We start from the raw sequence: 25,563 nt of genomic DNA, 5'->3' as shown, positions 1-25,563 counted from the left end.
CGATGCTGAGCGCATATTTAGAAGAAACCATTCAATTTAAGGACACCGTTTCCTCCTGGGAGGAATCCATCCACATCGCAGCCGCACCGCTGCTTGCCAAAGAAAACATTAACGACAGCTACGTGGACGATATGATTTCCAACATCCACGAATTCGGACCTTATGTGATTATCGTTCCGGGCATCGCCATGCCGCACGCGCAGAATAAGGGCGGCGTTCTGGAAAACGGTATGTCTCTTCTGAAGCTGGAGAAACCCGTTGCTTACCCCGAAGAGAAAGAAGTCAAGATCGTCATGGTGCTGGCTGCCACAGACAGCTCGGGTCATTTAGAACTCATTTCCGATCTGGCTTCGGTTCTGGCCGACGAAGAAATTCGGGAAGAGCTGGAGAATGCCCAAACGAAAGACGAGGTTCTCCGGATTATTGACAGCGCTGAGTAACTTCAGCGTAGAAAATAATTTAACCGCTTACAAAATAACCGTTTCTCTGTTTCAAAAACTACTTTCCTGAAAGGGTGAAAAGCTATGTCCACACCATTAGCGCAGGCGGAAACTTCCGCACCAAAGTCGTCGGCACGGGCGAAAGTTCAGGCATTCGGCGGGTTTTTAACGAATATGGTCCTTCCGAATATCGGTGCCTTTATTGCCTGGGGGATTGTCACCGCCCTCTTTATCCCAACCGGCTGGATTCCGAACGAGTATATGGCTGAACTGGTCGGCCCGACGATCGACTATCTTCTGCCCCTTCTGCTCGCTTATACCGGCGGACGGATGGTCGGCGGACAGCGGGGAGCTGTCATGGGTTCCATCGGTGCGATGGGGCTGATTATCGGCGCAGATATTCCCATGTTCCTCGGAGCCATGATTATCGGTCCACTGGGCGGCCTGCTGATTAAAAAGTTCGACAGCCTGATCGAACATAAAATTCCAGCAGGGTTTGAGATGATCATCAACAACTTTTCCATCGGGATCTTAGGCTTCTTCCTGATGCTGCTTTCCTACACAGTGATCGGACCGGTCATCGAAGCAGCCAACGGCGGTGTAACAGTGGCTATTGAAGCACTGGTTGCGACCGGATTCCTGCCGCTTCTCTCGTTAATCAACGAACCGGCAAAAGTACTTTTCTTAAACAACGTGATCGACCAGGGGATCTACTACCCGCTCGGCCTGCAGGAGTCGGTGAATGCAGGAAAGTCGATTTACTTCACCGTCGCTTCCAACCCGGGACCGGGTCTCGGACTGCTTCTCGCCTATACATTTTTCGGAAACAAAATCGCGCGGAGAACTGCTCCCGGTGCGATTGTCATCCATTTCTTCGGCGGGATTCACGAGCTGTATTTCCCGTACGTCCTGATGAAGCCGCTGACCATTCTTGGTGTCATCGCAGGCGGTATGTCCGGTATTGCCACGTTCCAGCTGTTTGATGCAGGTCTGGTTGCAGGACCAAGCCCGGGCTCCATCTTTGCTTACCTGGCACTGACACCTCGCGGAAGCTTTATCGGTATCATCGCCGGTGTCCTTGTTGCTACCATCGTTTCGTTCATCGTCACGTCCATCATCCTGAAGCTGGACCGCCGCTCCGATCAGGACGATGACGCACTGAATGAATCGATCGAAAAATCGAAGTCCATGAAAGCAGAAGGAAAGCAGGCGTTTGCTTCTGAAGAAGCAGCACCAGCGAAAGAAGTAAGCAAAATTTCCTTTGCCTGTGATGCCGGTGCCGGAAGCAGTGCACTCGGTGCAACAACGTTCCGTAAAAAGCTATCCAAGCAGAACATCGACGGCATCGAAGTAAAGCACTACCGGATCGAAGACGTACCGACGGATTCCGACATTATCGTCGTACACAAAAACCTCGTCGACCGGACCGAGATGTCCTTTAAAGATCATGAGATCATTGCCATCGACAACTATATCGGCGACCCGAAACTTGAAGACCTCCTCGACAGACTGAAAAAAACCAACGAAGCATCCTAATCAAAAACAGCTGGAAGCAGATACGATGCTTCCAGCTGTTTTTTAAATCCGCTTCAACCGTTTCTCATATTCTCCGGCCTCATCCTCCCCGCGGAACAGCACCGTCGTAAACCCGTGCTTTTCGTACAGTGCCCGCGCAGCCGTGTTCGCCGTATCCACACCGAGCGCCATCTCTGTGTACCCGAGCGAGTCGGCATACGCGGTCACAAACCGGAGCAGCGCCCCGCCGATCCCCCGGCCGCGGCAGTCCTCCCTCACGATCATCCGCGACACATACACCCGTTTCCCCGCAATCGCATACGCCGGATCCTCGTGACGGAACACAAGCGACACCTCCCCGAGAAAACGACCTTCCTCGACATAGACAAAGGTGTACCGGTTGCCGGTGAGAAGCTCTTGAAAAAACCACGCATCCAGCTCGTCGTTTTCCCCGCCTTTTCGTATGGGGGCACACAGCTCCCATTCCTCCGGGGCGAGTCTCCGGATGTGTTTCTCGTCTGCACGTGTCATGTTTCTTCCTCCCTGCTACTTGCACTTTTGGGCGAATCCTACTAAAGTATATAAAGATACGCACTGCTTATTTTTTAAAAAGAAAGGGTTCCGATAGAGATGAAAGAGAATTTCTGGCATGAGCTGCCGCGGCCGTTTTTTGTGCTTGCTCCGATGGAGGCGGTGACGGATGTCGTGTTTCGTCACGTTGTCAGCGAGGCGGCGCGGCCGGATGTGTTTTTTACTGAGTTTACCAATTCCGAGAGCTACTGTCACCCGCGCGGCAAGGACAGCGTGAAGGGGCGGCTCACGTTCACTGAGGATGAGCAGCCGATCGTTGCACACATCTGGGGCGACAAGCCGGAATATTTCCGGCAGATGAGCATCGGCATGGCGGAAATGGGCTACCGCGGCGTCGACATTAACATGGGATGCCCGGTGCAGAATGTGGCCGCAAACGGCAAGGGCTCCGGCCTGATCCGCCATCCAAAAACCGCGGCCGAGATCATTCAGGCGGCGAAAGCGGGCGGCCTGCCGGTCAGTGTGAAAACGCGCCTCGGCTATACGTACGTTGAGGAATGGCACGACTGGCTGAAGCATCTGCTTGAGCAGGACATTACGAACCTGTCGATCCACCTGCGGACGAAAAAAGAGATGAGCAATGTGCCGGCGCACTGGGAGCTGATTCCGGAAATCAAAAAGCTCCGCGACGAGGTCGCTCCAGAGACGCTTCTCACGATCAACGGCGATATTGAAGACCGGCAGCAGGGCGAAGCGCTTGCGGAAAAGTACGGCATCGACGGCGTCATGATCGGACGCGGCATTTTCCACAATCCGTTTGCGTTTGAAACGGAAAAGAAAGAGCATACGAGTGCCGAACTGCTCGATCTGCTGCGGCTGCAGCTCGATCTGCACGACAAGTACTCCGAAGAGCTGGAGCCGCGTCTCTTTAAGCCGCTCCGCCGCTTTTTCAAAATTTACGTGCGCGGCTTCCGCGGCGCCGGCGAGCTCCGGAACCGTCTGATGGAAACCGAATCCACCGACGACGTCCGGGCTCTCCTCGACGAATTCGAGAAAGCGAACGGCTTTCAGGAAGAAAAAGGGTTTGCCTACTCCAACTAACGAGAAATGACAAGCTGCCTGCCGGTTCATTGCCGGCAGGCAGCTTTTTTGTGTCAGCGCCGGGCGGGTTCGGCCTGCGGTAAATACAGGTTGGTCATTTCCCGAATGAAAAGGTTTATTTTCTTTCATGAAATGGAATATACAAGTAAAGATGAAAAATGATAGGTCAATGATTAAAATTTTCTCAGCTGAGGTAGGGAAGACCGTTCATTCTTTTCACTTTAAAACTTTTCGATAGGAGGTCATCAAATGGGTTGGATTATTACGTTGATTGTTGGAGGTATTATTGGATGGCTTGCTGGAGTGGTTCTTGGTAAAGATATGCCTCTTGGTATTATTGGTAATATTATTGCCGGTCTTGTCGGTGCATCGATCGGTAACTCGCTCGGGTTGGATATTGGACCGTCAGTCGGCGGTATTAGTATTGTCGGCGGTATATTAGGTGCTATCATCTTGATTCTTATTGTTTCATTCGTGATGAAAGCTGTAGCCGGTAAGAAAAAAGCATAGTATTGCTTGATAAAAAGGAAGCGGCTGCCGCCGCTTCTTTTTTTGTTGTCATGATTGAAAATACATGTAATCGTCACGTGTGAGTGATTCTTACGCACTTTTTCGGGGGGACGATCCGGAGGTGTGTTTCACGCAGCGGCATCGTTTCATCGTCCTCCCTAACGACTGCGCGGATGCATCTGTCATCTATACCGCCTCCAGTGAAGTAACTATTATACGTGGTTGATGTCCGTTTTTTCAGATTCAAACACCTGGTTAAGCCAGGTTTCTGACACTCGATACGATTTCGGCCGGTGATTCGTAAGATGAACGGCCCCCTCCGCTTCGAGACGGCTGGCCGCCTGCTCTACTTTGTAACGGGAGTGGCCGGAGAGGTTCATTAAGGACTTCAACGTATGCGGTTCATCTTCTTCTACAAACACATGCATGTATGTCATCAGACGCAGAAGCTCGGCTTCCTCTTTCTTTTCCGGCCCGCCCCCGCTTTGAAAAAACGCCTCAATACGCTCCATTTTCGCTGCGTTCATCTCTAAATCGTCGATTACTTCTTCCTGTCCCTGTGCCAGCAGCTGCAGCATGTCCATCAGATAAAAGGTTATTTCCCCCTGGTTCAACGGGTCCGGTATGGTTTCCAGCGCTTTATAATACGTCGATTTATTTTTGTTCACCATATAGGAAAACACGACGGCAGAATACTTCTCCAAATACTTGGATACATAACTTCCAACCAGAAGCCTTCCAGTCCTTCCATTGCCATCATAAAAAGGGTGGATATATTCATAATAGTAGTGAGCTGCCATAAAGCGGTAAAGTTCCGGCTGCCTGTCATCTTCTAAAAATTGAATGAGGGAGTTCAGCCCCTCCATAATTTCAACTTCCGAAAGAAGGCCGATGTGTGTGGTTTTCGTTCCATCGTTTACTTCTACATACCCATTCCGAAAGAGAACACCATCCGGTTCGTCCCCGCTTTCGATTTCTCCAGAAACCAGCTCATCATAGAGACTGCGGAAATCACGAGCTTCCCTAAATGGCTTGATCGTGTCAATGAACAAATACGTCTTCATCAAGCCGTTAAACCGCCTGCGCTTCGCTTCAGATTGAAGGACATCGGTGAGCGCCTCTTTCAGTTCGTTCTTCGTGCTGCGCACGCCTTCGACCGCATTATTACTCTGCGCTTCGTTGACAATCAACTTATGAAAGTAAGGCTCCACTACAAAAGCAGGCAGACGGGCAATGAGGGAAGTTATGTTGGAGCTGTTTAAGAGTACTCGGTTATTCAATATCATTAATGAAGGGACATTGACGTAAAACAACCCATAGGACTCCGGCATTTTTTTCCCTTTTCGAAAGCCTCTTATTTTCAGCCCTGTGTCAAAACTTCCATAGTTTTCTCTGCGTTTCTTTATTTCTTCCTGATAAGCCTCGTTCCCTTTTTTATAAAAAACCTTCGATAACCGCTCATATTCCATCCTTTTTCACCACCTCCATTTAAAAAAACAGCTTTTTTTAAATTATACACTGTATTTTATTATTTCAAATAAAATTTTTTCTCTTTTTTTCCTTTATCGGTACATATATTCTTCAATATACCGGTTTTTATTTAAATTTATTATTGTTTATAAACTTATTGATCAGTCTCTCCTGCCGGTCGGGTGCAAAAAGAATCTGCTGCGGTCTCCAGACTGGCCGTGGTAACGTTAGAAAATGCTGTGGCGGTCTGCACACGCCGCACGGCAGTCCATCCCGGCGGCCCTCTGCTCCAAAACCAATCCCTGCTCCGGCAGATATGGTCTCCTGACACGAATATCTATCACCATAATACTCTCCTTTGTGATAGCTTATGTGCTATCATATAAATATAATAACTGCGGAACAAATGTAAAAAGATTACAGTGGCCTTTAAAATAGAGGAGAAGATATCCATGAGTCATGCATTCAACAACTATGAACAAGTTGTAGGAAAAGCGCATATTGATCGGTTAAAGCAGGAAGCAGCGCTGGCAGCAGCCATCAAAACGAAACGGCAGCAACAAGGGTTGTCGCAGCAGGCACTCGCCGATGCGATTGGCAAACCTAAATCAACGATCGGCCGGATTGAAGCGGGGATCACCGTCCCTCAAGTCTCCACATTATTAGCCATTGCTAACGTACTGCACACGACCTTTTCCATTGGAGAGCATCCAACGGATACGAATGATAAAGTATCGTTATAATAACAACAGGCTGGGACAACCAGAAGAAAAAGAAGCCCTTACCATTTTTGGTGAGGGCTTTCTGTATGAGTGGTCGGCTTCTGCCAATGACAACAACCGCCTGCTGGGTGCAGGGCCTCAGCTGACTGCAGCGAAAAAACGCCCCTTTCCGAAAAAAGAGGCGCTTCCTGCGGTTAAATATTCTCCTGCTTCAACGTGTCGATAATATTTTCCTTCTTGATCTTCGCGGTGGCATACAGCATCGATGCGCCGACGACGGCGAACACGGCAGCCGCTGCGTAGAGCATGCTCAGCCACGGCAGGGTAAAGCTGTAAACAAACGTCGTGTTCACCGACTGGTGGATGAGATACATGATGCCGATGCTGACCGGAAGGCCGTATAGCAGCGCCTTCAATCCGTAGAAAATGCTCTCGTAGTGGATCATCTTCCGGAACGACGCCGGCGTCATGCCGATCGACTGCAGCATCGCAAATTCCCGTTTTCTCAGCGCAATGCTCGTCGAAATCGTGTTGAAAATATTCGCCACAGAAATGAGCGTAATCAGTGCAATGAAGCCGTACGTGAACACCTGGACGAGGAGGACGAGCTGCTCCTGCCCTTCGCGCGACGTATGCACGTTGTAGATCGACAGGTACGAGTCCGACAGCGCCTCGATGTCCTCCTGCGTCTTCTCTGGATCCGTGCTCTCCACGTACAAATACGACGTCGTCTCAACGCTTTCCTCCACCGTCAAGTCCTCGAACACCTCCTCGGACACGATCAGCGCCAGCTGGCCGGGCCCGCCGGTCATCACCCCGGTCGGCAGCTCCCCGGTCAGCGCCGCCATCGTCACCTCTCCTGCCGGCAGCCTGTCACCGGTCTCCATGTCCTCCGCGTACAGCTCCAGCGTGCGGCCCACCGACGCCTGGATCGGTGCCGCCTCCACGCGCCGCGTCGGTGTCCCCGTCTCATATACCATCGTATCGATGAGTACCGCCGGGAGGTCCTCCCCCGGAGCGAGCGCCTCCACGTCCACGCCGATCGTTTCGGCATACGCCGCAAGGGACGATTCATCCAGCCCATACACATTGACAAAGTGGGGAAAACGACCATCCTCCAACAGATCCGGCGCTTCGCTTACCTGCTCCTGAAGCGGCGCTGCCAGATGCTCCTCCTCCACCATCGCAGAGTAGAAGGTTTCGTTCACGACCGCCGCACTCGTCACTTCCTCGAGCGACGTGACCGCTTCGGTGAAATCCTCGTCCGCGTCATTCAGACTGACCTGAATATCATAGTTCAGCTCCTCCTGCGAGAGCGTCATCGATTTTGTGAGCGCATCGGTAAAGGAGGAGACAGACAGGAACAGAATGATACTGACGACGAGCGAAAACACCGTCACCCGGTACTTTCGTTTGTTCCGTTTCATGTTCTTTAATCCAATCTCGCCTTCAAAGCCGAACAGCCTGCGCGTCAACGGGGAGCTGCGAACCTGTTTTGTCGTCAATTTCACCTCGTTCGTCTGCCGGATCGCATCGATCGCTGCTATTTTCGACGCTTTCCGCGCCGGCAGGTACGTGGAGATGAAAATCGTCAGTGCCGAAATCCCAGCCGCCGTCAGCAGCATGCCCGGTGTGACGCGGACGAGAAGCGGCACGGAGACATTCAGCGCTTCGCTCAGAAGCCGGTTCACAAACCAGAACGTCACGGCCATGCCGCCGATCCCTGAAATCACGCCGATCGGAATGCTGATCAGACCGATGACTGCTCCTTCGAAAAACACCGAGTTGCGCTTCTGTTTTTTCGTCGCGCCGACGCTTGCGAGCATGCCGAGATGCCGCGCACGTTCGGAAACGGAAATGGCAAATGCGTTGTAAATAAGCGCCACGGAGCCGAAGAGAATGATCCCCATAATGATAGCTGCCAGGGAATACATCGTCGTCTGGATGTTTTCGTTGTTCGAAACTCCCATAAAGCGGAGCAGCTCCTGATTGAAGCTCACCGTCTCCGGATTGATGTTCGCTTCGTCGGCCACCTCGTAGGCATGGTCATACAGCGACCGGTCCACGTCGTTTAACAGCACGAGCCCGTTCACGGCGCCGGTTCCGGCGAGAGAGTTGTCATCCATGTACGTCACCGCGGTATACCCCGGCGACCAGGACGGCTCCCACAGCGGGCGGTCGATGACGCCGACGATGGTGTACATTTCTTCCCTGGTGCCGCGGATCTCCTCTCTCCGCTCATCGTCTACGACGTGCAGTCCCATCTCCTGATCAGCCGGCGTGTCCGGCTCATCGAGCAGCACGCGCCGGCCGACGTCGAAGGAGGCTGTTCCGCCAATGGCGTATGCTTCTTCCGCCTTCATGACTTCTTCGGAGAGGACGATTTCCCCGGGCGCTTCCGGGAGCCTCCCCTCCTGGACGGAAAGCGGCATCCGGTCGAGCCCGCTCTCATTCAGCTCACGGACGAAAACATACGGCTTGTAGCGGTTCGTGCTCGCTTCGAACACTGCATAGCCGCGGTCGCGCGAGAGGATCAGTTCGTCCGTTGCCTCATCGCTGCGGACCGCCTCGGCCTGATGCGCCTGGATGTCTGCGTACTGCACGTGCCACTCGCCGTGGTCATGAATGTGCTGGCGCTCGAGCAGGTCGATAAACGAGATGATGAGCGTGGCTACAGCAGTGATCATGGCCGCGGAAATGATTGTACCGAAAATGGTGACGAGCGTCCGCCGCCGGTTCTGCTTTAAGTGACGGAGCGTCAGCTGGTTGATGATATTCATGGCCGGAGAACCTCATCTTTGGCAATCACGCCGTCTTCAATCGCGATGACGCGGTCCGCCTGCAGCGCAATCTGCTCGTCATGGGTAATGACGACGAGCGTCTGGTTGAAGGTTTTGTTAAACATCTTCAACAGGTCCATAATTTCGTGGCTGTTTCTGCTGTCGAGGTTGCCGGTCGGCTCATCGGCAAGCATGACCGTCGGATGGCTGATGAGCGCCCGTCCGATCGAGACGCGCTGCTGCTGGCCGCCGGAGAGCTGGTTCGGCAGGTGGTCGAGCCGGTCCTGGAGCCCGAGCGCGGTGATGATGTCCTGCAGGTGCTTTTCTTCCACCTCATGCTGGTCCAGAAGCACCGGAAGCGTCATGTTCTCCTTCACCGTCAAAATCGGGATCAGGTTGTAAAACTGGTAAATGAGCCCGATCTGCCGGCGCCGGAAAATGGCGAGCTGGGTTTCGTCCAGGCTGTAAATGTCCGTCTGATCGACGATGACCTTTCCTGATGTCGGACGGTCGACGCCGCCGAGAAGGTGAAGCAGCGTCGATTTTCCCGAGCCGGACGGCCCGATAATAGCGGTGAATTCGCCTTTTTTGATGCTGAAAGAGATGTTGTCGAGCGCCTTGACGGCGGTATCGCCGCTGCCGTACACCTTCGACAGGTTTTCTACGTGTAAAATGTCCATAAATGATGCCCTCCACTGCGTTAGGATACGTTCAGCATAGACGGGCAGCATGACGATCCGGTGACTCCAAAGTGACAATATTGTCACCCGGCGTCTTGTTAAAACACGTGCTTATGAAACGTGATGCGGAACGTCGTCCCTTCCCCCGGCCGGCTTTTTACGTCGATATTCCCCTGCTGGCCGGTAATGATCCGCTCGGCAAGCGCCAGCCCGATGCCGACGCTGTCCTCCCCGGTATGGCGGCCTTTGTAAAACCGCTGGAAGATATACGGGAGATCCTCTTTCGGGATGCCGTCCCCGCTGTCCTGAATGACGATTTCCGAGTAGAGGGCATTTTCTGCGGCGGTCACTGAAATCGTCCCGCCTGCCGGCGTATGCTCGACGCCGTTTTTCACGATGTTCATCAGCGCTTCCGCCGTCCAGTTCACGTCGCCCTGAAACGAAGCGCCGTCCTCTCCGTGGACGAGAAGCGACTGCTCCTTCAGCTCAGCCGGAATAGCCAGCGGCTCGAGCGCCTTGGCAATCAGGTCCTTGAGCAGTACGGTCTCCTTTTTAAACTGAATCGAGCCGGCGTCGATTTTAGACAGCTTCAACAGCGCCGAGACGAGCCATTCGATCCGCTCCAGCTGCACGGAAATGTTGTTCGTAAACTCCCGCCGCTTCTCCTCGGAAAGCTCCGGCGCGCGGAGAAGATCCGCCATAATCACCATTGACGTCACCGGCGTTTTCAGCTGATGTGAAATGTCCGAGATCGCTTCGGTCAGCGCCGTTTTGTCCTGTTTCAGCCCCGAACGCTCCTCGGCGAGCATCGATGTCACTTTATATATGTCGTTTTTCAAAATGCTCAGTTCGCCCTCTTCGTTATCCCGCACGTCGAGCGACACGTCGCCCGCGCTGATTTTTTTCAAATAGCCGGACAGCGTCTCCAGCTTCTTGTACCGCCGGAACGTAAAGAACAGCGACGCGCCGATCAAAAGGACGGCAAGTACCGGAACGAGGACCGGCGCCGCAGCAGGCAGCAGCAGAGCGAGGACCGACGCTGCGGCGCTGATGCCGATCATCACGAGAAGCAGCAGGCGGATTTCCCGGTTGCGGAGCATATCAGCCGTCCACCTTGTAGCCGATGCCGCGGACCGTTTTAATAATCTCCGGCTTGTGCGGATTCTCCTCAAGCTTCTCCCGGAGGCGCTTCATGTAGACGGTGAGCGTGTTGTCATTCACAAAATCCCCCGCCACATCCCAGATGCGCTCCAGCAGCTGCGCCCGCGTCAGCACCTGGCCGACATGATTTGCAAAAATGAGGAGCAGCCGGTATTCCAGCGCCGTCATATCCACTTCCACGCCGTGTTTGTAGACGTTCCCTTCGAGTGTATGTACCGTCACGTGCTTCAGCTGAATGACATGCTGCGGCTGTTTTTGATAGCGGCGGAGCACCATGCGGATGCGGGAGATCAGCTCGCGCACGCGGAACGGCTTCGTGATGTAGTCGTCCGCTCCCATATCGAGCCCCATAACGACGTTCACTTCCTCGTCGACCGCTGTCAGAAACATCACCGGCGTATCCCCCGCTGCTTTAATCATACGGCACAGATCATAGCCGCTCCCATCCGGCAGCGACAAATCCAGAAGACACAAATCAATCGAACCAAGCTCCCCGCGGATCACCTCCTGCGCCGACGCCGCGTCGGCACACAGCACCACCGAAAAGCCCTCCTGCTCCAGCGAATACTGCAGCCCCGACGCAATCGTCCGGTCATCCTCCACCAGTAAGATTCGCACATCCTCACCCCGTTTTCCGTAGTCGTAAACACACTTACTATACAATTGCAGGAAAGAAAAGTAAATGCAGCCGGAGAGCTGGGGCCCGGCTGCAGCATGGGATCGAAGCCGGTATCATTAATCAAACCGGCGTTTTTTATATATAAGGATGGTCAATCCTACACTTACCACGACCCACATTGATAATACGAAGAAAGGTTCCCCAACGGCCTGGCCTTCCCTTAGGTTTAGAAGCAGCTGGCCATATTGTTGATCCGGCAGATAGCCCATCACGTCAATGACCAGTTCGGATTCAATCATCGTTTGAATGATCTCTCCCATACCGAAAATAAATAAAACAGGGATGCCAATAACCGACGTTTCCATGACTGTTCGGGAAACAAGACCAACGATGGTCCCGAGACTGATAAATACCGCGAGACTTATTAGTGTCGCTGCAGCTGCAAGGAGCGTTTGATCTGGCATAGAGATGTTCCCGATGAAAATGACCGCCACAATCATCATAATACTGAGAACCGTTGAAAGTAAACTTTTTCCAATAAAAATTTCCGTGGTGTTTAATGGAGAAAGAAGCAGCCCCCTCAAGGTGTTCTTTTCTTTTTCTTCCGCAATGACTCCTGCTTGAATGAAGGAACCAACGATTACCATCGACAGGATGATGGGTAAAAAGGCAGCTGTTGTTTCGATTTCTCCTTCCTGGTTTAACATGAAAGCAAAGAACAGCGGCACGATTGCCGTCGAGAGCATATACGCATTTTTCAGCAGATCACGATAATCCTTCATAAATACGGCCTGGATGCGTCTGATCGAAGTCATTAGAACAGCTCCTTTCCTGTGACTCTGGCAAAAATGTCTCCCAGGGTCGGTTCATTGGAGTGCACCGACGCCAGCTGCTGACTGGCGATCACTTCCCGAATGCGCTCTGCTCCTTCGGGATTCTGACCGACAAGCTGTTCCCTTCCATCCTTCAGTAAAAGAAGGATGGAAGAGTCCGAATGATTGACCCGCAGTGTCCGCGGCGGCCCCTGCAGCTGAATTTTTCCTTTATTTAAAAAAGCGACACGATCACAGATTCTTTCCGCTTCATACATGTCATGGGTCGTTAGGAAAACGGTGGTCCCTTCTTCGTTTAACGTACGCAGTATACAGTGAATCCGTTCGGTGCTGACCGGGTCCAGAGCAGACGTAGGTTCATCCAGAAATAACAATTCGGGTTTATGCAGGATGGTCCGGGCCAGAGTCACCCGCTGCTTCATCCCCTTCGACAGCTTACTGACCACCTTCGATTCTTCTCCCGTTAACCCGACTTCATGCAGCACTTCAGCAATACGGCTATAGGACAAGCCGTACAGATTACAATATAATTTTAAATTGGCATCTACCGTTAAGCGTTCATACAGGCCGGTGTTATCTGTCAGTACGCCAATCCGCTTCATCTGCTTTGGATCCTTTAGAGCTTCTACAGCATTTCCAAACACTTGGACGCTTCCAGACTGGTAACCTTCTTGAGCTGTCAGCAGCTTAATGGTGGTCGTTTTTCCTGAGCCGCTTGGCCCTAAAAACCCAAAGGTCTCTCCCGCCTGAATAGAAAACGACAAATCATCCAGCGCCCGCTTCCCGTCAAAATCTTTACGAACATTCGACACTTCAATAATCTCGCTCATCATTATTTCCCCTTTCCTGCTTTCGCAAATGACTACCTTCAGTCTAAAAGGAGCTGATGATAACAGCATTAAATCAAGCATAGAAAGAGTAGATAATGGGATGAATGGAGCTATAAGCCTGTGAACAGAACGAGAAATTGACGCACCAGACCGGTTTTCCAAAGAATCATTCGCTATTATTTCCCGGGAAATAGTTGTTTACATCCGCAATACATCCTTTAGATCCTGCAGCTTTCCTTTGGATAATGGGATGTTGCTTTTATTCGTGTCGTCGAGAATTAAGCTGTAGCTGTTTCGCGTCCAGGTCATTACTTCCCTCACCTTCTGCAGATTCACAATATAGGAGCGGTGGCAGCGGAAGAACCCGAATGGCTCCAGTCTCTCCGTTAAGTGCTGCAGCGTAATTGTACACGGAAAGGATCCTCCTTTCACGTGCAGCTGCACCGTGCCATCCACGCTTTCCACATAGTCGATCTCTGTAGGATCAAACAGGATGATTTTTTCTTTTACCTTCGCTGGAATTCTTTCCAAATGAACCTGGGAGCTCGCTTCAGGCTCCGACTGGTTCATGTCATCCTGTTCTTCGACTTCCTCCTGCTCTTCCGACTCCTGTACATCCATTTTCTTTAATCCATCTTCATGTAAACGGTATACATCATTCGTAATAAGGATGGCGCTCTCCATATTACTCGTAAGAATGAAAGCAGCTCCCCCTTTTGCTTTGTACGCATGAATTAAACTCCGGAGGATCACCTTGCTCTCTAAGTCAATATTCTGGTCCGGCTCTTCCAAAATTACCAGATCAGGGTGGTGAAGAAGGGCCCTGACAAACGACAGACGCTTTCTTTCTGAAAACGTCAGCATTTTAATTCTTTGCGCCTTTTTACCGAACAAATTGATTTTATGTAACCATGCCTCAATATCTGTCTTTTGGCCGTACAGACGCTGGTAAAATTTCAAATATTCATAAGGGGTTAACCGATCATAAATCCCTTCCTCATGCTGCACCAATCCAATTCGGTGACTGTACTGCTTCCAGCGCGAAGGGAGGGAGTCCGTTTGACCAAAATAAAAAACGGTCCCTGAACCAGCGTCCTGTCCGGTTAAGATGCCAAGTAATACTTTTCCTACTATATGGTCGCATTGGACAGCGGCTACTTCCCCCTGATTCAGCTGGAAGCTGAAGGGATGAAACCATACCTTATCTCTATCGATTTTACTTAGGTTTTGTATGGAAAGGACGGGCTGCTCTGCCATTCAAATCACTCCAGAATGAATCAAATTCTTTTCCATCCGCTTGCTCGAGGAAGCACACAAAAAGGAACATACGTTCTGCAATATGTTGACCGTTGATATGAAGCCTTCACAGGCACACAGCTCCATTCACTCCAATCTTTCTTCTTTTCACTCTCCAGTTAATGCTGTAATCATACGTTCCTTTTAAACTAACAAGGAGATTTATTCTTCTGTCATAAAGAAATCCTTTACATGCAGGAAAAGCAACAAACGAAGAAGGTCAGGCAGCGAATGACCGCAGCAGCATCATACTGAAAGGTGGGAAGGAAATGTTCACACAGAAAAGAAAATATAAAGCCGGGAACGGACGACCGCTGAAGAAGTTCCGCTGGTGGCAGCCGTTCTCCCGCGCCCTATTTTACCTGCCGTTGACAAACGAGATGGGTCAGCAAATGGTGTTAGCTGTTGACGTATCCTATTGGCAGCAGTTTTTCTCCAATGATGGTAAAGGAAAGGCCCACCTATACCTCGACGGCAAACATTACGCAGTATCCAGACTCCCGGCCTCATTTCCCTTGGCAGGAGGCAGGATCGAGGTTGCTTCCAGCCTTTTTGGGCTCAAGCGCTGTCACCTCGTCACGGATGAAGGAACGGTGCAGCCACTTATCCCGGATCCACGTTCTGCTGAAGGCCGGCGTGCCCGCCTTGACCGAGAGCATCCGACGCTAAGCCGGTGGATCGGAGTGGTTTCGTTAGGGATGGTTCTCCTCCCAATCGTATTCGCTGTCCCTCAAGTGATCGAATCCGTTACACAGATTCCCTCCGCAGCTAAACACTTCGGAACCTTCGACTCCCCCATTCATCTGCCCATGTGGACGAACATCGGCCTCGGACTCTGCGCCGCAGCAGGCAGCGTGGAACGAGCAACGCGGCTAAAATGGAACGCATTTCTCGACGGCAGCCTATAGCATGTATAAGCCATCGCTTCTATGTATCTACAGCCTCCACCGAACCAAGTCCGCCATTACTCGATACGTAGTACGCACATTTTTTCATTAGTAAGGGTGCTTCCGCTACCGTAAGCACCCTTACTATACCATCGATAGAGGTTAGGAAAATCTAAATAGAATTTCACTTATTAATTTTTGGTATTTATCTAATTCTTGATCGACTAAATTATCGAATTCTTCAAAAGGTCTCATGACTGAATACTCTACTATTTGAGTTAATAGATTTTTGTTTTCGTCAAATGATTCATATGGAATGTTTGCAATACCATAATGGAAAAGGTTATTTCTTAAATCAGAATTTATTGGAACAATAGTTTCCCTAGCATTAATTAATTCGATAATACTAGGGTGTTCTTCTGTAATTTTTGGTACTTTCTTTAACAATAAATCCAACCCCTTTATTGACAATAGATAGGAACAAAATTTCATTCGATAGTAGAAATTTCTACGGACTCCTAATACCACCGGCAAAATGTCTCTAATGAAATTATTTTGACAGTAATAATTATATAAAAATAGTTGCCAATATTTATCTTCTTTATTATTAAAAGCATTAAAACGCTTAGAGTCCTTAAAGTAAACGTCTTGGTGAGTAAAATTATCTGTAAAAGAAAAAATTTGATGTGGAGACTTGCTTACTGGATAGATACTTGCTTTGGAAATATAATTTGCAAGAATCCTGCCAAACTCTTTTATTACAGAGTCAATAATTTCATTATCAAAATACAGAGTGTTTAAATTTTTAAACAGCTGGTAAGTATTGGCATAATCTATATTTCTAAATGAATAAATTCCTAAATCATGTTGCCCAAATGATTTTATAATTGCTTTTTGAATTAAATTATAATTGCCAATTAATAATTCATTAAAAAGATCTGTGTCATCTTCTAATTTTGGAATAACTTTATTTTTTTTGTAATCTGAGTATAGCTTTAGAGCACTACGATTTTCTTTAACTAATTTTTGTACAGAGTTTCCTTTTATATCGTTGTACCAATTTGAATGAACTTTGTTCGTTCCTTTATGAAAATAATCTAAACCATCACACAAAAAGCATAAATAAGGAATAAGAGACGTTGAAATGTAGGCAGTTATTTTAGCATCTGAATTCTTTAGTCTATGCAACACTTCATATACTTCTTGAACTTCAATTAATAATTCTTGGTATGCAATTTGTTTCAATTCAATTGTTTTCAGATCACTCACAAGTTATCTCCTTTCATATAATACAACAATCCTTAAAAATTACCCATCATCTCCAAAACCTCATTTACTTATGATACGGTTCCCCCTTCATAATCCGAAACGCGCGGTACACCTGCTCGACGAGGATGAGCTTCATGAGCTGGTGGGGGAAGGTCATGTGGGAGAAGCTGATGCGGTCGTCGGCGCGGGAAAGGACGCTTTGGCTCAGACCGTTGGATCCGCCGATGATGAAGGCGATCTGGCTTTTGCCGTGGATGGAGAGCTGCTCCAGCTCGCGGGCGAAGGCTTCCGAAGTGCGCTGTCTGCCGGCTAGATCGAGCGCGATGACGTGCTGGCCGGGTTTGACTTTGCTCAGGATGCGCTCCCCTTCTTTGTCTTTGACCTGTTCCACTTCCTTCTCGCTCATCGTCTCCGGGGCCTGTTCGTCGTTTACTTCGACGAGCTGCAGGCGGCAGTAGCTGGAGAGCCGCTTTTCAAATTCGGCGATGCCCTGCTTTAAATATTTTTCTTTCAGTTTGCCGACGCTGATAATCGTAATCTGCATAGTGGACTCCTTTGCTGCGATTTTCTCTAGTGTACCACGCAGCGCCTTCCCTCCAAAAAACTCCATGCATGCTATTTTCCTCTATCTACAACAAGTTTTCGACATTCACCCTTTCCTGCCATACCTCATAGAAAAAGACAGCCCGCTAAGGACTGCCTTTCTTTCCCTTATAAAATACCGATCGTGTTCAGCAGGATCACGACGGCGACGGAGATGACCGGGATGAGGACGGCGACGACGAAGATGTCTTTGTAGCTGTCCTTGTGGGTCATGCCGGTGATCGCAAGCAGTGTGAGCACGGCTCCGTTGTGCGGCAGCGCGTCGAGGCCTCCGGAGGAAAGCGAGGCGACGCGGTGGAACGCTTCCGGGCTGATGCCGGTGTTCATGGCGATCTCGTAATACTGCGCGCCGAGTGCTTCCAGCGCGATGCCCATCCCGCCGGAAGCGGAGCCCGTGGCACCGGCGAGGACGTTGACGGCGATCGCTTCCGAGATGAGCGGGTTGCCGCGCACGCCCATGAGAAGCTCGGTCAGGTTCTGGAACCCGGGCACTTCGCGGACGACGGTACCGAAACCGACGGCAGCGCTCGTATTAATGATGGCAATGACCGAGCCGCCGGCCCCGCTGTTCATCGCCGGAACGAAATGTTTCACCATCGTTATGTTTAACAGCATGATCAAAATAATACCGGATAAGAGCGCGACGACGATATCCCAGTCGAGCAGGTTCAGTGTGAGAAGCACGGTAAGAAGCGGCAGCACCGACAGAAGAAATGTCGGTGTTCTTTCCGGACCGCTGTCCTTCTGCTTTTCCTTCGGCTCGGTGAATACCTCTCCGGCATCGCGGAGCTTTCCTTCCCGCCAGCGCAGGTACAGGTAGCCGCCGACACTCATGACGATGGCCGCGATGATTCCCATGAGCGGCGCTGCGGTTGCGCTCGTCTCAAAGTACGGAATCGGAATCAGGTTCTGAATCTGCGGCGATCCGGGAAGCGCGGTCATCGTAAACGTGAACGCGCCGAGTGCGACGGTGGCTGGAATGAGCCTCCGCGTAATGTCCGCTTCTCTAAAGAGAGACAGCGCGAGCGGATAAACCGCAAACACGACGACGAACAGGCTCACCCCGCCGTACGTCAGTACCGCTGCGGAGACGAGCACGCCGAGAATCGCGCGCTGTGTACCGATTACTTTCGTCAGCGCCACAGCGACCGAGCGGGCCATGCCCGTATCCTCCATCAGCTTTCCGAAAATGGCTCCGAGCATAAACACCGGGAACCAGTCCTGCGCAAATGAAACGAAGCCGCCCATGTACGTGTCGCGGTACGCTTCCAGTAAATCGAGTCCGCCGGTCAGTGCGACGACGCCGGCTGCGATCGGCGCCACCCAGATAATCGACCAGCCCATATAGGCGAGGATCATCAGTGTCGCGAGACCGAGAAAAATACCTAGCATGTCTATTCCCCCTCTGTCTGTTTCACGTGAAACACGGTGTTACACACGTTCCAGAATGACGGCGATGCCCTGTCCGCCTCCGATACATAAAGACGCCGCTCCGTACCGCGCACCGCGGTGTTCGAGCTCCTTCATCAGCGTGTAGAGCACGCGGCTGCCGCTTGCGCCGATCGGATGACCGAGGGCGATGGCTCCGCCGTTTACGTTCGTTTTGTCCCGGTCGATCTGAAGCTCTTTTTCGACGGCGAGGTACTGGGCCGCGAAGGCTTCGTTTACTTCGATCAGGTCGAGATCCGAAATATCGAGGCCGGCTTTTTCCGCAGCCTGACGGATCGCAGGTGCGGGGCCGATGCCCATGATATGCGGGTCAACGCCGGTGACGGCCCAGGACAGGATGCGCGCGCCCGGCGTGAGGCCGTGCTTCTCGACCGCGTCTTCCTCGGCGAGTACGAGTGCTGCTGCTCCGTCGTTAATGCCGCTTGCGTTTCCGCCGGTGACGGTGCCGTCCTTCTGAAAGGCAGGCTTCAATCCGGCGAGTTTCTCGACCGTCGTGTCGTCGCGGATCCCTTCATCGGCGTCGACACGCACCGTTCCTTTTCTCGTCTCATACTCCACCGGAGCGATCTCCTCGAGGAAGCGTCCGGACGCCCGGGCGTCTGCTGCGAGCTTGTGGCTCCGTGCGGCGTAGTTGTCCTGCTCCCCGCGCGTAATGCCGTATTTCTCCGCCAGGTTCTCCCCGGTGATGCCCATGCCGGCACCGATATGCTCGTCCGTGAGCGCCGCCCAGAGCATGTCATCAAGCTTCGGCGCACCGAGTTTCGTGCCGAACCGGCTCCCGTGCAGCGCGTACGGCGCCTGACTCATGCTCTCAACGCCGCCGGCGAGCGCGATACCCCCGTCGCCGAGCAGAATCGACTGTGCCGACGAAATCACCGCCTGCATGCCCGAGCCGCACAGCCGGTTGACCGCAAGCGCCGGACTCGACTCCGGCACCCCGCTCTCCAGCGCAATATGGCGGGCCAGGTACGGCGCATTCTTCGACGAATGAATCACATTCCCCATTACCGTAAAATCCACCAGCCCCGGCTCCACGCCGCTTCTGCGCATCGCCTCCGACGCCGCCGTCACACCAAGCGTTGTCGGACGCACATCCCGGAGCGCCCCGCCGAACGTGCCGAACGGCGTCCGCGCCCCTTCCAGTACATACACGTGTGTCATCGTAACCTCTCCTTTATAAAACGAACGTTTCTATCTGCCTTCGGTGCTTGTCGGTATGTTCACCGGTGGCCGCGCCTCTTCCGTCCGGCAGCTCCATCCGGTCTATTTCTGCTTTTCTACTGCGTCGTGTAACCGCCGTCGATTAAGGCCGCCTGTCCGGTGATGCCTTTTGCTTTCGGGCTCGCGAGAAACAGTGCGTAGTCGGCGATCTCCTGCACGGCGAGCAGCCGCTTCTGCGGCACGAGCGGGTAGATGACCTCTTCGAGCACTTTTTCTGTGGAAACGCCGCGGTTTTTGGCCAGGTCGTTCAGCTGGTTCCGGACGAGCGGCGTGTCGACGTAGCCCGGGCAGAGGGCGTTGACGGTGATGCCGTGCTCTGCTCCTTCCAGGGCGGACACTTTCGTCAGGCCGACGAGGCCGTGCTTCGCGCTGTTGTAGGCCGCTTTGCCGGCAAAGCCGATGACGCCGTTAATCGAGGCCATGTTTAAAATCCGGCCGAATCCCTGCTTTTTCATGATGGGAAAGACGTGCTTTGTTGCCGCAAACGGCGCGGTGAGCATGATCTGCACCATCTGCTCGAACTTTTCCGTTGGAAAGTCTTCGATCGCGGCGACGTGTTGCAGGCCGGCGTTGTTGACGAGAACGTCGAGACGTCCGTAAGTGTCCACGACGGTATCGATCGTCTTTTGAATGTCGGCTTCCTTCGTCACGTCGCAGACGAGACCGAGGGCGTCGTGCCCACCTTCCTGCAGGGCCTGTGCCGCTTCCCGGACCTTCGTTTCGTTGATGTCGCTCAGTACAACATGGGCTCCGTCACGGGCGAATGCTGCGCCGATTTCGTAGCCGATGCCGCTTGCTGCTCCTGTAATAAGGACGGTTTGTGTCATGGGGGTTCTCTCCTTTTTAGACGGTCATTTCTTTGACGTTTTCTGCGACGGCGAGCGGAGCGCCGGTGGCTTCGGTGATTTCGTCGATCGTCCAGCCGGGGGCGGTTTCGACGAGGGTGAGTCCGGTTTCGGTGACGTCGATGACGGCGCGGTCGGTGATGATGCGGTCGACGACGCCGGTGCCGGTGAGCGGCAGGCTGCATTCCTGGACGATTTTGGGTTCGCCGTGTTTGCTGACGTGGTCCATGATGATGACGACTTTTTTGGAGCCGTGTACGATGTCCATGGCGCCTCCCATGCCTTTGATCATTTTGCCGGGGATCATCCAGTTGGCGAGGTCGCCGTTGGCTGCGACTTCCATGCCGCCGAGGACGGCGAGATCCAGGTGTTCGCCGCGGATCATGGCGAAGGATTCCGCGCTGTCGCAGTAGGAGGCGCCTTTGGCTTCGGTGACGATTTCTTTGCCGGCGTTGATGAGGTCGGGGTCGACTTCGTCTTCGTACGGGAAGCGTCCGATGCCGATGAGGCCGTTTTCGGACTGGAGGACGACCTGTTTGTCCGGATCGATGTAGTTGGCGACCATCGTCGGCATGCCGATGCCCAGGTTGACGTACATGCCGCTTTCCATTTCCTGTTCGGCGCGGCGGGCGATCTGTTCACGGAGTGCTGCTTTGTCTTTTTGTACGGCCATCGTTTAGTTTCCTCCTTCTGCGGTGCGTTCGCGGATCGTGTAGCGTTCGATGCGTTTTTCCTGTTTTCCTTCAATGAGACCCTGGACGTAGATGCCGGGGGTATGGATGTGATCGGGATGCAGCGTGCCGGCTTCGGTAAGCGCTTCCACTTCTGCGATCGTAATGTCCCCTGCCGCTGCCATCATCGGGTTGAAGTTTCTTGCGGTTTTGTTGTAGATCAGGTTGCCGTAGGTGTCGCCTTCTGCGGCGCGCACGAGGCTGACGTCTGCTTTCAGCCCGGTCTGGAGAAGGTAGTCTTTGCCGTCGAACGTGCGGACTTCCTTTCCTTCGGCGAGCGGGGTGCCGACGCCTGCCGGGGTGTAGAAGGCCGGAATGCCGGCGCCGCCTGCGCGGATCCGCTCGGCGAGTGTGCCCTGCGGGGTGAGCTCGACTTCCAGCTCCCCGGCGATCACCTGGCGCTCGAATTCTTTGTTTTCGCCGACGTAGGAGCCGATCATTTTATCGATCTGCTTGTTTTCGAGAAGCAGGCCGAGCCCCCAGTCGTCCACGCCGCAGTTGTTCGAGATGACGGTCAGGTGCTGGACGTTCGAGCGGACGAGGGCGAGAATGAGGTTCTCCGGAATGCCGACGAGCCCGAACCCTCCGACCATGATCGTGGAATAATCCTGAATATGCTGTACTGCTTCATCAAATGACGTATATATCTGTTTCACATTGTCACGCTCCCTTCCCCCTTCCTGTAATGCAAAAAGCGTGCCAAGAAAGGAAAAGGCGCCGTGCCGCCTGCTTGTGTCAAAATTGTGTCGGCGCTGTCCAGATTTCTGGAATGACTTTTGTGAAAGGGATGAAAACCCTTACAAAAATGCAGGTGCGGCAGGGAGTCCAGATTTCTGGACACGATTCCGGAAATCTGGACGGAAGGCTGGCGGGATGCATCAGGCCGGCTCACGCAGCTGACGCATCGACCGTTTGATGGAGAGGCTGCGAAGCAGGCCGGCAAACAAAACCGAAAACAGCAGGTAGACGACGCCGACTCCAGCCGCGAGCTGAGGCGGTGTCAGAAGCTCGGCTGAAAAGCCTGCTGCAATCATCGCGAGCCCCATGGAGGCCTGCTGGATCATCGCAAGCATGGCAAACAGCGGACCCCGCTTATCCTCCGGAAAGGCCTTCATCATCACCGTATCAAAGCAAATATTGCTGATTCCCGCTGCGAATGTGATACCGACGGCGGTGAGAGCACCGACGGCGAGCATGGAGGAAGTACTCAGCAGCAGGTGGCCCGCGCCTTCCAGCGCGATCGTGACGATGCCGAGTGTGATCAGATGGGTTTTCATCATGCCGGCAAACAGCGTGCTGAGCATTAACCCTGTACCGAGTGCTCCATACATTATGCCGACACCCAAATCACCTGCTTCAAATATGTCCAGGGCAAACAAGTTAAAAATGACGTTGTCGACGCCGTTCGCGAGCGGCATCAGCAGCATAATAAGAAGCAGGCTTCTCATCAGGGAAATCCGCAGGAAAAAGGACAGCGGAATCGCTTTCGCTTTCGTGACGCGGGGATCAACCGCCGTTTTCACCGGCCGGCAGCGGAGCAGCGTACAGGATGAAGCTGCGAGTAAAAGGGCGTGCAGAAGAAACAGCAGCCCGGTGCCGAACACAAATGCCAGTATGCCGGCACTGACCGAGCCGACGATTAAGGTTAACCCTGTCATCGTCTGCTCCATGCCGTTCACCCGTCGAATGTGCTTCCGGTCGACCAGTGCGGGAATCGCGGCAAAGCGGAGCGGCTGGTAAACGCCCTGCCCAAACGAGAGGACAGCGGTCGTGATGTAATAAAGATAGATCGTATCGGCTGTTGCTGTGAGTGGCAGCAGCGCGATGGGGGCACGGAGCGCATCGATGACTCTCAGGACGTTGATGATGGTCGTCCGGGTCGATAACACGCCGGCGAGCGGCGCGGCGGCGACTGCCGGCACCACGAGACAGGCCATGAGCAGGCCGACAGCTGTTCCGGATTCTGAATAGAGATAAACGGCCGCGAGAATGGCTACCTGGGAAAAGCGGTGCCCGGTGCCGTTCAGAAGCGCTGCATAAAACAGCGCCGCATAGTCTTTTTCTCTTTTTAGTATCGACATCACGATCCCTCCTCTTTCATCTATTTAGATAATTATCTAAATAGATTGTTGAAAAGCAGGCCGGCAGTTTACCAGCCTTAAATGACCCACATTTCTTTTGGATTCCGTTCGTAATATCCCTTTTCCCGGTAAAAGAAATGGTTCATGATTAATTCCCGCCGCAGGGAAGCGGTGTCCTCATACCACGCGGCGAGCACTTGATTCATTTCCGCTTCGGTATACGTTTTTTCGGTCAGCTGCTCGGAGAGGTAGGCTAATACGACCAGCCGCTTTTTATGTTTGGCCGGCAGCGCCTTGACGGTTCCGTCCGGATGAAGAAAGGACTGCAGTACCGCCGCTTTCTCTTCCTCACTGACGAACAGCTCCGGATCCGTGCGCAGTCCGATCTTCGTCACAGAGACTGCCATCTGCTCTAACCGCCTCTCGTGCAGATGATAGTAAATTGTATTCCGGTCGCGCCGCTGGTACACGAGGCCGACATCTTTCAATTTATGAAGGTGATGGGAAACAGTCGCGTGTTTTAACTGCAGCTGTTCTGCCAATTCCCCGCCGGCTCTCGCCCCGCGCTGCAGTATCGCCACAATCCGCAGCCGATTTTTATCCCCTAACGCTTTATGAAAAGCTTCCAGCCGGTCCAGCTGCATGATCCTTCCCTCCCTTTACAAATGTATCTATTTAGACATTAGTCTAAATAGATACATTTGTAAAGAGCGTTGGTTTCTTCCGGCACCTTTGAAAACCAGCAGCCTGTCTTTCAAAACGATGAGATTTTGAAATTGTGCATACTATATAGAGGGTGTGCGTGAAGGACTCGAAGAAGTGGAGGCGTTCTTGGAGCAGATCCATGCAGACGGTCAATAAATACGTCCTCCTCCGTATCCTGAAACCAATACGAAGGAGGACGATTTTATTTTCGTGCAGCTGTCTATTTTTTGGTTTGAATGGTCACTTTCGGATCTCTATCTGCAATCACTTCAACTATATCACTTTCGGTAACATACACATGATGATACGCCGTTTTTTCTGGTGGCAGAAAGATTCCCACTGCCTCCCTGGTCCATGCCAGTAAGGAAGAATCCTCCATTTTAAAGAAAGGCCAATAGTACTCTGTTACCCCTACTTCGTTAAGCTTGTCATCAGCAGTGCTTTTTATATCAAATCGCATGACCTCAGGAGTTTGAACAACAGCATAGACATCCCCCTCAATTCCTTCCGCATTAGGAATTTCAGGCCGTTCATAATCAATCAAGTAAAAATAATCATTATCTTCCAAAACAATATGAAGCTCATGTCCTTGTGCTATAGAGTACAGTTGCATTGCATCATATTCACCAAGCTTTCCAGAGATGCTTAATGTGTGATTCGGAATAGGATTCCAAAAAACTAACGGTATAATTTTAAACCCCTCCATTGAATGGCTTCTCGTATAAAATTATTTTTATTCGTACCTGATTTTCTCCTTTCGTGCAGCTACAGAGAATGTTGCTTGTTTAGTACTATGTGATGTGTGTAATGTCATCGCACCAGAAATTGGAGGTATCGTATTTAGATCTATTTTTTGGTTTGAATGGTCACTTTCGGATCTCTATCTGCAATCACTTCAACGACTTCATCTACGGTAACATACACATAATGATTTGGTTTTTTCTGTTTTGGCATGTGTATATCCACGGCATTTCTAGTCCAAGTTAACAGTGAAGAATGTTTCACCTTAAAAAAAGGCCAGATATTATCTGTTATCCCTTCTTCTTCAAGGATTTCAGAAGAGCCCACCATTAGGCCCGATCGCATGTGTTCAGGAGTTCGAACAACCGAATAAACATGATCAGTGGGAAAAAGTTCAGACATTTCATAGTCAAACATTTGACACTCCCACCCCTAAAGGGGCAAGCTCTACACCTTACGGTGTGAAGAGTGGGATTCTTGAATGATTAAGCGTTCGCAGTCCATTTCTGTTTTGAACAAACTTCAAGGTTAGGGTGTGTCATC

Annotated in this window: 26 protein-coding genes; 6 read left to right on the top strand and 20 right to left on the bottom strand. The window is 51.9% G+C overall.

The features are described 5' to 3' along the window. Nucleotides 1-2: 2 nt before the first annotated feature. Together C6I21_RS03450 and C6I21_RS03445 are read left to right on the top strand one after the other, a co-directional pair. Nucleotides 3-440 carry a PTS sugar transporter subunit IIA gene (locus C6I21_RS03450; RefSeq protein ID WP_105958049.1) on the top strand — a complete coding sequence of 146 codons (438 nt, stop codon included), beginning with the start codon at nucleotides 3-5 and terminating at the stop codon, nucleotides 438-440. 84 nt (nucleotides 441-524) lie between these two features. Further along, nucleotides 525-1,976 (top strand): PTS mannitol transporter subunit IIBC, encoded by a 1,452-nt coding sequence (locus tag C6I21_RS03445; protein ID WP_105958048.1) that lies wholly within the window; start codon nucleotides 525-527, stop codon nucleotides 1,974-1,976. Between the two features lie 42 nt (nucleotides 1,977-2,018). Here the strand turns inward: C6I21_RS03445 and C6I21_RS03440 are convergent, their stop codons facing one another. Then, the gene (locus tag C6I21_RS03440) at nucleotides 2,019-2,486 is read right to left on the bottom strand and encodes a GNAT family N-acetyltransferase (RefSeq protein ID WP_105958047.1); all 468 of its coding nucleotides are present in this window, start codon (nucleotides 2,484-2,486) and stop codon (nucleotides 2,019-2,021) included. Between the two features lie 99 nt (nucleotides 2,487-2,585). Between C6I21_RS03440 and C6I21_RS03435 the strand changes: the two genes are divergently transcribed. Together C6I21_RS03435 and C6I21_RS03430 are read left to right on the top strand one after the other, a co-directional pair. Next, entirely contained in the window at nucleotides 2,586-3,587 is a 1,002-nt protein-coding gene (locus tag C6I21_RS03435; protein WP_105958046.1) for a tRNA dihydrouridine synthase, read from the top strand. 249 nt (nucleotides 3,588-3,836) lie between these two features. Next, complete coding sequence (locus C6I21_RS03430) at nucleotides 3,837-4,097, top strand: GlsB/YeaQ/YmgE family stress response membrane protein (protein WP_105958045.1); 261 nt, start codon at nucleotides 3,837-3,839, stop codon at nucleotides 4,095-4,097. A gap of 212 nt (nucleotides 4,098-4,309) precedes the next feature. On the opposite strand, the gene C6I21_RS03425 is transcribed toward C6I21_RS03430, so the two are convergent. Next, nucleotides 4,310-5,566 carry a Fic family protein gene (locus tag C6I21_RS03425; RefSeq protein WP_105958044.1) on the bottom strand — a complete coding sequence of 419 codons (1,257 nt, stop codon included), beginning with the start codon at nucleotides 5,564-5,566 and terminating at the stop codon, nucleotides 4,310-4,312. A gap of 453 nt (nucleotides 5,567-6,019) precedes the next feature. Between C6I21_RS03425 and C6I21_RS03420 the strand changes: the two genes are divergently transcribed. Next, nucleotides 6,020-6,310 carry a helix-turn-helix domain-containing protein gene (locus C6I21_RS03420; protein WP_105958043.1) on the top strand — a complete coding sequence of 97 codons (291 nt, stop codon included), beginning with the start codon at nucleotides 6,020-6,022 and terminating at the stop codon, nucleotides 6,308-6,310. A 173-nt stretch (nucleotides 6,311-6,483) separates the two neighbouring features. Here C6I21_RS03420 and C6I21_RS03415 read toward each other — a convergent pair whose 3' ends face one another. The 7 genes from C6I21_RS03415 to C6I21_RS03385 all read right to left on the bottom strand — a co-directional run bounded on the left by C6I21_RS03415 (nucleotide 6,484) and on the right by C6I21_RS03385 (nucleotide 14,449). Further along, nucleotides 6,484-9,069, bottom strand: a complete 2,586-nt coding sequence (locus C6I21_RS03415; protein WP_105958042.1) for an ABC transporter permease — start codon at nucleotides 9,067-9,069, stop codon at nucleotides 6,484-6,486. Continuing rightward, the gene (locus tag C6I21_RS03410; protein WP_105958041.1) at nucleotides 9,066-9,749 is read right to left on the bottom strand and encodes an ABC transporter ATP-binding protein; all 684 of its coding nucleotides are present in this window, start codon (nucleotides 9,747-9,749) and stop codon (nucleotides 9,066-9,068) included. The genes C6I21_RS03415 and C6I21_RS03410 overlap by 4 nt, the downstream gene beginning before the upstream one ends. Nucleotides 9,750-9,847: 98 nt before the next feature. Next, entirely contained in the window at nucleotides 9,848-10,849 is a 1,002-nt protein-coding gene (locus tag C6I21_RS03405; RefSeq protein WP_105958040.1) for a sensor histidine kinase, read from the bottom strand. Between the two features lies 1 nt (nucleotide 10,850). Further along, a complete protein-coding gene (locus tag C6I21_RS03400; RefSeq protein WP_105958039.1) occupies nucleotides 10,851-11,528 on the bottom strand; it encodes a response regulator transcription factor in 678 nt (225 codons plus the stop codon). Nucleotides 11,529-11,645: 117 nt separating this feature from the next. Beyond that, nucleotides 11,646-12,344 (bottom strand): ABC transporter permease, encoded by a 699-nt coding sequence (locus C6I21_RS03395; RefSeq protein ID WP_105958038.1) that lies wholly within the window; start codon nucleotides 12,342-12,344, stop codon nucleotides 11,646-11,648. After that, nucleotides 12,344-13,192 carry an ABC transporter ATP-binding protein gene (locus tag C6I21_RS03390; protein ID WP_105958037.1) on the bottom strand — a complete coding sequence of 283 codons (849 nt, stop codon included), beginning with the start codon at nucleotides 13,190-13,192 and terminating at the stop codon, nucleotides 12,344-12,346. Before C6I21_RS03390 ends, C6I21_RS03395 begins: the two co-directional genes overlap by 1 nt. A 198-nt stretch (nucleotides 13,193-13,390) precedes the next feature. Continuing rightward, nucleotides 13,391-14,449, bottom strand: coding sequence for a LytTR family transcriptional regulator DNA-binding domain-containing protein (locus C6I21_RS03385; protein ID WP_105958036.1), 1,059 nt, complete (start codon nucleotides 14,447-14,449; stop codon nucleotides 13,391-13,393). A 308-nt stretch (nucleotides 14,450-14,757) separates the two neighbouring features. On the opposite strand from C6I21_RS03385, the gene C6I21_RS03380 reads away from it, so the two are divergent. Further along, on the top strand, nucleotides 14,758-15,396 hold the full coding sequence (locus tag C6I21_RS03380) for a hypothetical protein (RefSeq protein WP_105958035.1): 639 nt from the start codon (nucleotides 14,758-14,760) through the stop codon (nucleotides 15,394-15,396). A gap of 141 nt (nucleotides 15,397-15,537) precedes the next feature. Here C6I21_RS03380 and C6I21_RS03375 read toward each other — a convergent pair whose 3' ends face one another. The 11 genes from C6I21_RS03375 to C6I21_RS03325 all read right to left on the bottom strand — a co-directional run bounded on the left by C6I21_RS03375 (nucleotide 15,538) and on the right by C6I21_RS03325 (nucleotide 25,437). Further along, on the bottom strand, nucleotides 15,538-16,644 hold the full coding sequence (locus C6I21_RS03375) for a hypothetical protein (protein ID WP_105958034.1): 1,107 nt from the start codon (nucleotides 16,642-16,644) through the stop codon (nucleotides 15,538-15,540). Nucleotides 16,645-16,708: 64 nt separating this feature from the next. Next, a complete protein-coding gene (gene rlmH, locus C6I21_RS03370; protein ID WP_105958033.1) occupies nucleotides 16,709-17,188 on the bottom strand; it encodes a 23S rRNA (pseudouridine(1915)-N(3))-methyltransferase RlmH in 480 nt (159 codons plus the stop codon). Nucleotides 17,189-17,355: 167 nt separating this feature from the next. Continuing rightward, complete coding sequence (locus tag C6I21_RS03365) at nucleotides 17,356-18,639, bottom strand: GntP family permease (protein ID WP_105958032.1); 1,284 nt, start codon at nucleotides 18,637-18,639, stop codon at nucleotides 17,356-17,358. A 39-nt stretch (nucleotides 18,640-18,678) separates the two neighbouring features. Then, nucleotides 18,679-19,857, bottom strand: coding sequence for a thiolase family protein (locus C6I21_RS03360; protein WP_105958031.1), 1,179 nt, complete (start codon nucleotides 19,855-19,857; stop codon nucleotides 18,679-18,681). Nucleotides 19,858-19,973: 116 nt separating this feature from the next. Further along, nucleotides 19,974-20,744, bottom strand: a complete 771-nt coding sequence (locus C6I21_RS03355; protein ID WP_105958030.1) for a 3-hydroxybutyrate dehydrogenase — start codon at nucleotides 20,742-20,744, stop codon at nucleotides 19,974-19,976. Nucleotides 20,745-20,760: 16 nt separating this feature from the next. After that, nucleotides 20,761-21,435, bottom strand: a complete 675-nt coding sequence (locus C6I21_RS03350; protein ID WP_105958029.1) for a 3-oxoacid CoA-transferase subunit B — start codon at nucleotides 21,433-21,435, stop codon at nucleotides 20,761-20,763. 3 nt (nucleotides 21,436-21,438) lie between these two features. Then, nucleotides 21,439-22,149 (bottom strand): CoA transferase subunit A, encoded by a 711-nt coding sequence (locus C6I21_RS03345; RefSeq protein ID WP_105958028.1) that lies wholly within the window; start codon nucleotides 22,147-22,149, stop codon nucleotides 21,439-21,441. A gap of 222 nt (nucleotides 22,150-22,371) precedes the next feature. Then, complete coding sequence (locus C6I21_RS03340; RefSeq protein WP_105958027.1) at nucleotides 22,372-23,574, bottom strand: MFS transporter; 1,203 nt, start codon at nucleotides 23,572-23,574, stop codon at nucleotides 22,372-22,374. Between the two features lie 77 nt (nucleotides 23,575-23,651). Further along, entirely contained in the window at nucleotides 23,652-24,218 is a 567-nt protein-coding gene (locus tag C6I21_RS03335) for a DUF2087 domain-containing protein (RefSeq protein ID WP_105958026.1), read from the bottom strand. 281 nt (nucleotides 24,219-24,499) lie between these two features. After that, a complete protein-coding gene (locus C6I21_RS03330; protein WP_105958025.1) occupies nucleotides 24,500-24,985 on the bottom strand; it encodes a hypothetical protein in 486 nt (161 codons plus the stop codon). Between the two features lie 140 nt (nucleotides 24,986-25,125). Next, a complete protein-coding gene (locus C6I21_RS03325) occupies nucleotides 25,126-25,437 on the bottom strand; it encodes a hypothetical protein (protein ID WP_105958024.1) in 312 nt (103 codons plus the stop codon). Nucleotides 25,438-25,563: the final 126 nt, after the last annotated feature.

The sequence above is a fragment of the Alkalicoccus urumqiensis genome (genome assembly GCF_002993335.1).
Classification (GTDB): Bacteria; Bacillota; Bacilli; order Bacillales; family Salisediminibacteriaceae; genus Alkalicoccus; species Alkalicoccus urumqiensis.
The sequence above is the reverse complement of the archived record's forward strand: the minus strand, read 5'-3'. Positions and strand labels throughout refer to the sequence as shown.